Raw genomic sequence first — 7737 nt, forward strand, 5'->3', positions numbered from 1 at the left:
CACCACGCCGCGTTCACGGTCGACGGCGGCCTGGTCGATGGTGAGATTGCCCGCGGCCTCGCGCAGCAGCATCAGCGAGGTGTCCACGGTCTCGGCGTCGGTGCGGGGCAGGTCGAGCTTGTAGATGGTCTCGTCGAGATTGGTGGAGGCGTTGGTGTCGGCGCCGAAGGCCAGGCCCAGGCGCTCCAGGATCTTGATCATGTCGCCTTCGGGCACGTTCTTCGAGCCGTTGAAGGCCATGTGCTCGAGGAAGTGGGCAAGGCCGGCCTGGGCGTCGGTCTCTTGCAGGGAGCCGGCGTCGAAGCGCAGGCGCAGAGCGGCTTGGCCGGCGGGGATGGACTGCTTGCGGAGTGCATAGCGCATGCCGTTGGGCAGGGCGCCGAAGCGCACCTCCGGGTCGGCGGGAACGTCGGAACGGGCCTGGACCCATTGGCCGGGGGCGAGTTTCAGCGGCGCGGTGTCGGCGGGCGCGTTGTCCTGTCCGAACCCGAACCCCCCAAGCCTGGGCATCGTCATGTGGGGGACGGCGCAGCCGCTGAGGGCTGTGGCCGCGAGAAGCGCAGCGGCGCCGCGCAGGGGACGGATCATCAAGGCTTTCCGGGGCGAGGGCTCAAATGGTCGGGCACCATGCGCCGCGGGTCGTGGCGGGCGCAAGGCGGGACGGGGGCAGGACGGCCTTACTCGCCGGGCCGGCTGACATAGTAGGTGGCGGTGTTGCCCACGGCGTTGGCGACGCCGGAGATCGAGCGGCCGGTGGTGAGCGTCCCTGTGGCGGTGGCGCCCACGTCGGTGGTGTTGGTCTGGCTGTTGGCGACCGTCAGGCGTCCCGAGCAGTCGGCGCAGGAATAGCCGACAGCGGCGTTGCCGCTGGCGCTGGCTGAGGCCAGGCCGTCATAGCCCTCGCCGCCGCTGTAGGTGGCCAGGGCCTCAATGCCGCCGCCCTCGTTGAACTGGGTGTTGTCGACGATCACCTCGCCGCCGATGGCGCCCATGACGGCGTTGTTGCCGACGCCGTTGGCCATCGCCGCGCCCGCGCCGAAGTTGGCGGCCGAGCCCTCGGCCTGAGCGCGGACGTAGGCCTGGTTGCCCTGGTTCACCGTGGCGTCGAGCAGGTAGCCCTGGTTGACGGCGTTGAAGTTGTTGCCCGCGGCGATGGAGGTGGTCTTGGCGTCCTGCACCTGGCCATAGGCGGTGAAGTGGGCGGCCTGGATGCTGTCGGCGGTGTTCTGCTGATCGGCGATGACGCGAACGCCCGAGCCGCCGTCGCCGGAGAGGGCGACATTGTTGCCCATGGCGCCTGCGGTGAGTTCAGCCGAGCCGGAGACATATCCGTAGATGGCGCCGCCGTCGGCATAGACCTCGCCGGCGTTGGCCTGGTTCACGCGCACGCCCGCGGCGCCGTAGCTGACGCCCAGATTCTGGTTGTTGGCCACGGCCTGGGTGCTGGCGGTGACCTGGCCGGTCTCGCCCTCGTGGGCTTCGATCTGGCTGTTGGCCTTGATGGTGGACGCGGTGGTGGCCTGGTTGAAGACCGCCGTCATGGTCCCGGCGTAGACATTGCCTTCGCCGAGGTTGCCGCCCGCCGTCGTTGTCAGGCTGGTCTCGGCGCCGGAGTTGGCCGCCACATTGACCACGGTGTGGGCCAGGATGTCGCCGCTGGAGGTCTGATTGGACCGGACGTCGAGGTCGCTGCTGTCGGTGGAGGCCGAATAGACGTTGCCGGTCGCCGTGGTGTTGGCGGTGGTGGAATCACTGACGGTCTCGACGTTCAGGGTCTGCTGGCTGAAGACGTCGCCGAGCTGGAGCTGATTGTTCAGAACCGTGCTGGTCTGACTAGTAGCGACCCCGCACGGCAGAATCCCTGCGAGCATTCCAGCGAGAAGGATCGGACCGCGTTTCAGCATTGTTGGTGCCCAGGTTGTTGTAGGCCGGCACATAGCCGCCGGTGATGCCCACCGTGCCGTCGCCCAGCGGGTCCGACGACAGGCAGGCGCGGGGGCCGGGCATGCCGTAGAGGTTGGCGGTCATTTCGACGACCGCGCGCTCGACGAGGGCCCGAACCGCGAGTTGCATGGGTTCCAGCGCCCCGGCGCCGGCCGACACGTCGAAGACGTTGCCGCCCAGGAAGTCGAACAGCCCGACGCCCACTTCGCGGCCGACCACCTGCTTCTGGTAGGAGATGACGTCCACCACCTCCAGCGTGCGGGTGTTGATGAGGCGCATGTCCAGGCCGATGTTCATGACGAACATGCGGGCGCGGAACGAACCCTTGAGCTCCTTGGCGTCCACCCCACCGCCGGTGAGGTCTGCGCCGGAGGAGCGGATGTTGAAGTTCAGCTCGGTGACGCCGCCGGCCACATAGAAGTCCGAGCCCGGCACCTGACCGGCCAGGATGCGCCGGTATTCGGCGGCCTGGTTGGGCGCGGGATTGGGCGCGTCAGAGATCAGCTTGTTGTTGGCGTACTTCAGCTCCAACTCGGAAACCGAGGTGTCGAAGCGTTCCACCAGGGGCATGCCCGCCTTGGCGAAGGCCGACATGGCCATCAGGGACGCACCCTGGGTGATCTTGCGGCCCGAGCCGTCGGACTCCGACTTGCCGGTGTAGTCGGCGATGCGGCCCACCGCGATGCGCGGGGCCACGAGCTTGGCGTTGCGGGCGTAGCCGGCCATGCAGACCAGGGCGTTGGAATAGGGAGTCGGGTTGGCGGTGACCGGAGCCGTGCCGATGGAGCGCGCGTAGTTGCCGCTGGGACCCGCCACGGGGGTGGCGCAACCGGCCAGGCCCAGGACCGCGGCGCTCAGCAGGCCCGCGACGCGGTAGAGAGAGCTACTGGCCATTCCCGACGCCCCCCGTCGCGCCGGCGTTGGCCGTGACCGCGCCGGTGTTGGTCTGGGACGAGTTGATGATGACGGTGTTGTAGTTGCCCTGGGTCACGACGGTCAGGTTGTTGCCGATGGCCGTTGCGCCGCCCGCCGAGGCGCCGACGCCGGCATAGGCGTCCGCCGCGCCCGTGGCGCTGGAGAAGCTGGACTGGTCTTCACCGGTGAGCATCAGGCCATCGACAATGATCCGGTTGCCGTTGGCGTCCCGGGTGGCGAATTCGACGGGATGGTTCTCGGAACCGGCCGAACGGCCGTAGCCCGAGTTGAAGTCAGCGGAATTTGTGGACATCGCCTGGGCGTTGGCCTGGCCGGCGCCCAGGCTCAAGGCGAGGGCCGCGGCGAGCCAGACAAGACGCGGCGCGGCGAGGGGAGCGACGGCCATGGAAATACGAAAACTCCGCGCGGACGAAAGCGTCTGGTCAGTCGGGAGCACAGAGCGTGCCAAAACCGGACAGCTCACATTAAAGAGCCAAGACACTGGCGATTTGGTTAATGAGGTGTCGCCGAAGCCTTGGGTTTCGTTGCTGTTTTGAGTTTGGAGAGTGTTTTGGACGAACCCCGCGAGCCCATATTCAATGCTCCCTGGCCCGCCGTGGCCATGACGGTGGCGATCATCGGGGGTTTTGCGCTGCAGTCATTCCTGCCGCCTGAGCAAATCTTGCCGACCTATGGATTCGCCCCCGCTGACCTGAGGGACGGGCGTGGCGTCACCCTTGTCACCGCGCTCTTTGTTCACGGGAGTTGGGCGCACGCTCTTATGAATGGGGCCGGGGCCCTGGCCTTTGGAACCCCCGTCGCGCGTTTCTATGGCGCGAGGGTTTCTGGGGCGCTGGCCTTCCTGCTCTTCTATCTTGTCTGCGGTGCGCTCGCGAACCTGGGCTATGGCCTGGTGCATGCCGGGGAGTCGCACCTGCTGGTAGGCGCCTCGGGCGCGGTGGCGGGGCTGATGGCGGCGGCGGCGCGGATGATCGCGGGGAAGGGGGTTCCCGGTCCCTATCTCAGTCCGGCCGTGGTGGGCATGACCACCGCATGGGTTGTGGTGAACCTGCTGATCGCCGTGGTGGGCTTCGCCCCCGGCGCGGGGGGCATGCCGGTGGCCTGGGAGGCGCATCTCTTTGGATACGCCGCGGGGCTGGTGCTGGTGACCCCCTTCGGCTGGCTATCACGTCGGGGTGTAGTCGATTGATCTGCCAGCGATCTTGAGCGACCTTCGTTCTCCGGCGAGTACGGGAGGACGCATCGATGCTTGTTTCGCATATCCTGAAGGCCAAGGGCGACCTGGTCTTCACTGCCACCCCCAATGAGACGGTGAGCGCCATCTGCGCCCTGCTGCACTCAAGGCGTGTGGGGGCCATGATCATCATGGACGGCGACCGGGTGGCGGGGATCGTCTCCGAGCGAGATATTGTCCGGGTGATGGCTGAGCACGGCGCGGGCGCCCTCAGCCAGCCGGTCTCCAGCTGCATGACCCGTGACGTGGTGTTCGCCGAGCCGAGCGAGACCGTGAACTCACTCCTGAGCCGCATGACCGACCGGCGGCTGCGGCACTTGCCGGTGTGCGAGGACGAGCGGCTGATCGGCATCGTCTCCATCGGCGACCTGGTGAAGCACAAGATCTCCGAGGTCGAGGCCGAGGCCGACGGACTGAAGGCCTATATCGCGGCGGGGTAGGGCCCGGCGCGTCGGATGGGGCCACGTGAAGGCCTCGAAATGTTCGCACTTTGTTCTCGCTTCTTCGGCCTTCTCATGCGACCTTTGGTGGCTCGGTGAGCGCGGCGCTCGCCTTGCCCAAAGGAGACGTCTCAGATGCCGTCAGGCCTGCATGTGTTGGGGCGGCGCAAGCCGCAAGCCGCAGGACGCCGGGATCAAGGCGACCGGGTCGCCGCCTGCCTTGCCGCCTGCGCCGAGCCTCTCGCCAGAGAAGCTGAACCTGCTGGCGCGCTGGCAGAAGGACCCGGCCAGGGGCGAGGCCATGCGGAGTGCTCTGGGCAAGGTCTGGAATGCGCCCAATACGGCGATTGGTCTGGGCTACGGCCTGATCGGGTACGGGTGGGGAAGGTGATGGGGAAGAACCCGCACATCCAGCTTCACCGAGATACTGTCCAGTTCACCAACAACCCATTTGGGGGGTGCGATCACGCTGGGGAACGCGGTGGTGTTCAATGGCAATCCGAATGCCCCTCACGACTCGCATGGGGTGAGATGGGCTGATGATCAGGGACGCGTCACGCCAGAGGCTGGGGAGGCTGCGGTTCGGCATGAGGATCAGCACGTGAAGCAGGGCGAGATGCTGGGGCCGTTCTATCTGCCGTCCAACCTGCTGGGCGGCGCCTACGCGCTCGGGAGGGACCACGACTGGCACGGCGACTCAAATTGGAATGAGCGCGGCTCGCAAGAGAATCCGCCCCGCCCCTGGGGGAGGCGGCCGCGATGAGGTTCGCGGCTTCGTGCGCCGCCGCCTTCTGCATGCTGTTGGCGGGTTGCGTCTATTTCCCGGACATCAGAATCTACAATCAGACAGGGCAGGAACTCATGCTGCATCTGACGAAGGTCCCAGAGTCAGGCGTCGGCCCCGGGACGCCCTATGACCTCAAGCTGGAAGCCGGAAAGCGGGCGCGAATCCGATCCTACGAGTTCAGCCGTGTGATCGTCATCAGTTCCGGCGGGTGTGACTATAACTACGGAGCCTATGTGGGGGAGCTCTGGAAGACGTCTTCCGCAATTGTCGTCCAAATCGAACCCGACTTCGTCGCTCACCTTCTGAACAGGAATCACACCCGCCACTGGCCGGGACGTTTTCGTGACGACGAGGCCAGGGGTTTTCCGATCAAGCCCGTGAAGACCTGTGGGGAATTGCAATGAGGATCGCACCTGCGGGATTGGCCGGGATGATGTGCGTGGTTCTGGCGGGCTGCGATACGGCGCCGAGTCTGAAGCTCTACAATCAGACCCCCCAGGTGTTGGTGCTTCCGCTCTACAAGCCTCACCGAGCCGAGAGGCGACCCTACGAGTTTCGGCTGCGGCCGGGACGCCACAAGACGGTCTGGAATGGCGGCATCGACTCGCACGTCGTCGTGTCGTCGGATGACTGCAGGTATGACTACGGGAGGCCTGTGACCTTCATGGGGGATATGAACCACCCCCTCGTGATCCAGGTGTCGCCGGATTTCGCTATCCACCTCCTGGGCAAGAGGGGCGTGCCGGATAAGGTCGGTGTGTTCCATGACGACGCCGCGCCGGGTTTTCCGATCATTCCCAAGAAGAGTTGCCGTAGGCAGGGCGATCTCGCCGGAGAGTGACCCCGGCCCGTGTCCAAGACCTGCGGTCAGGTCAGGACCTCGGCGCCCTCGCAGGCCGCGGCCTCGGCCAGGCTGTAGCCCTCCAGCACGTCGGAGGTGGCGTCGCGCGCTCTTAAGAGGGCCTCGCGCAGGGAGCAGGTGGCCAGGTCGGGGCAGTCGTCGCATTTGCGGAACGACAGCCGGCTGACGCAGGGGGCGAGCGCCGGCGGCCCATCGACGGCCCCGACCATCTCGACGAAGCTGATCTCGGCCGGCGGGCGGCCCAGGAGAGCACCGTAGGACTCACCACGCTTGCGCCTCACCACTTGGTTGCGGGATGCGCGCCGCAGAATCGCAGCCAGGACTTGGCGCGTCGGGGCCCCGCGGCCGGCCGTTTCCCTGGATACCACCAGCCTGCCGTCCGTCCCGGGCCCGTTCGACCCGGACAGGCCGTCCGGCACGGCCCTTTTCGCCCCCCCTTTCCGAAACGCTTCCATATCCCCGTGGGCACGGGGTTTGCGGCCCAAGGCCACAGGCCGCGGCGGGCTCTATCCACAGGGCGGCGTGGGCTTTTGTCATCAAACTGTAGGAAGGGGGTTGCGCGGTTTCGAACCCGCTCATATAAGCCCCCCTCGCTCGGACGACGGGGCGGCGGACAACGGCTTCAGGCGCTACCAAGCACTTGAAATCATTGTTCTTCGTAACGTCAACCGAGCGGCGACCGGACCCCCGGTCGGGATCGGGAACCTCGGTTCCCGCACCTGGCGCTAGGGTCTCCTTCCATCGGCCTCCGGATCTTCCGGATCGGTGGAAAGAGTTCGAAAGAGCCGGTTGACACTAGGGGGAACGGCAACTAGACACGCCGCTCCTCGCTGAGGCCCACAACGGCCGCGGCGAAGACTTAGAGGTCCTTAAAAACCTCTTGCTTTTCGACTGCAGATCGTTATGTTCCGCAGCTTCAATCGAATCGCTACCGACTTGGTGGGGCTAACCCCTCGGTTAGGCCGGAGCGAAGTTTTTGCCTAAATCCGGACCTTCCGGGCTCTGGCGAAAAAGTCCGAAAGGATCGGTTGACACGAAAGAGGCCGGCCACTAGATAGCCGCCTCCGCCGACCACCGGCGCTAAACAGTGGGGCAGGGGAAACCCAGTCACGGTCTTTGACATTGTTGATTTGGAAAGAGAAACGCAGGCGGCGGCGCTCTGGCGATAGTCCTAACCAGACTATCTCGACGCTGACTAATCTGCGGTCTCTTGAAGACAATACCATATGCCACACGGTCTTCGGATCGTTGGTGTTATGTACCTCGTCAAGAAACTATGTAGACCAATGCCAGACAGACCTTCGGGTTTGTCACATTGAAGTCAGAGTCAACTCAACCTGAGAGTTTGATCCTGGCTCAGAGCGAACGCTGGCGGCAGGCCTAATACATGCAAGTCGAGCGGGTCCTTCGGGACTAGCGGCGGACGGGTGAGTAACGCGTGGGAACGTGCCCTTTGGTACGGAACAACTGAGGGAAACTTCAGCTAATACCGTATGTGCCCTTCGGGGGAAAGATTTATCGCCATTGGAGCGGC

At 65.5% G+C, this 7737-nt stretch carries 10 protein-coding genes and 1 rRNA gene; 6 read left to right on the forward strand and 5 right to left on the reverse strand.

Going from position 1 to position 7737, the window contains the following annotated elements; all coding sequences use genetic code 11:
- From AAC997_RS05040 to hfaA, 4 genes are all read right to left on the reverse strand, one after another.
- On the reverse strand, positions 1–588 hold a 588-nt coding region (locus AAC997_RS05040; RefSeq protein ID WP_340644597.1), incomplete at its 3' end, for an insulinase family protein.
- Positions 589–677: 89 nt separating this feature from the next.
- Positions 678–1871, reverse strand: coding sequence for a holdfast anchor protein HfaD (gene hfaD / locus AAC997_RS05045; protein WP_340644598.1), 1194 nt, complete (start codon positions 1869–1871; stop codon positions 678–680).
- Positions 1834–2838: a holdfast anchoring protein HfaB gene (gene hfaB, locus AAC997_RS05050; protein ID WP_340644599.1), complete on the reverse strand. Its 1005-nt coding sequence runs from the start codon at positions 2836–2838 to the stop codon at positions 1834–1836. Before hfaB ends, hfaD begins: the two co-directional genes overlap by 38 nt.
- Positions 2828–3265 carry a holdfast anchoring protein HfaA gene (hfaA, locus tag AAC997_RS05055; RefSeq protein ID WP_340644600.1) on the reverse strand — a complete coding sequence of 146 codons (438 nt, stop codon included), beginning with the start codon at positions 3263–3265 and terminating at the stop codon, positions 2828–2830. Before hfaA ends, hfaB begins: the two co-directional genes overlap by 11 nt.
- A gap of 165 nt (positions 3266–3430) precedes the next feature.
- On the opposite strand from hfaA, the gene AAC997_RS05060 reads away from it, so the two are divergent.
- The 5 genes from AAC997_RS05060 (at position 3431) to AAC997_RS05080 (ending at position 6182) form a co-directional block, all read left to right on the forward strand.
- Complete coding sequence (locus AAC997_RS05060) at positions 3431–4069, forward strand: rhomboid family intramembrane serine protease (RefSeq protein ID WP_340644601.1); 639 nt, start codon at positions 3431–3433, stop codon at positions 4067–4069.
- Positions 4070–4125: 56 nt separating this feature from the next.
- On the forward strand, positions 4126–4554 hold the full coding sequence (locus tag AAC997_RS05065; RefSeq protein WP_340644602.1) for a CBS domain-containing protein: 429 nt from the start codon (positions 4126–4128) through the stop codon (positions 4552–4554).
- A 151-nt stretch (positions 4555–4705) separates the two neighbouring features.
- Positions 4706–4945, forward strand: a complete 240-nt coding sequence (locus AAC997_RS05070) for a hypothetical protein (RefSeq protein WP_340644603.1) — start codon at positions 4706–4708, stop codon at positions 4943–4945.
- Positions 4946–5313: 368 nt separating this feature from the next.
- Complete coding sequence (locus AAC997_RS05075) at positions 5314–5745, forward strand: hypothetical protein (RefSeq protein ID WP_340644604.1); 432 nt, start codon at positions 5314–5316, stop codon at positions 5743–5745.
- Positions 5742–6182, forward strand: a complete 441-nt coding sequence (locus tag AAC997_RS05080; RefSeq protein ID WP_340644605.1) for a hypothetical protein — start codon at positions 5742–5744, stop codon at positions 6180–6182. Before AAC997_RS05075 ends, AAC997_RS05080 begins: the two co-directional genes overlap by 4 nt.
- 26 nt (positions 6183–6208) lie before the next feature.
- Here the strand turns inward: AAC997_RS05080 and AAC997_RS05085 are convergent, their stop codons facing one another.
- Entirely contained in the window at positions 6209–6658 is a 450-nt protein-coding gene (locus AAC997_RS05085) for an Rrf2 family transcriptional regulator (RefSeq protein ID WP_340644606.1), read from the reverse strand.
- An 878-nt stretch (positions 6659–7536) separates the two neighbouring features.
- On the opposite strand from AAC997_RS05085, the gene AAC997_RS05090 reads away from it, so the two are divergent.
- Positions 7537–7737 (forward strand): 16S ribosomal RNA (locus tag AAC997_RS05090); the annotation flags it as partial.

Source organism: Phenylobacterium sp. (genome assembly GCF_037968635.1).
In the GTDB taxonomy this organism is placed as follows: domain Bacteria; phylum Pseudomonadota; class Alphaproteobacteria; order Caulobacterales; family Caulobacteraceae; genus Phenylobacterium.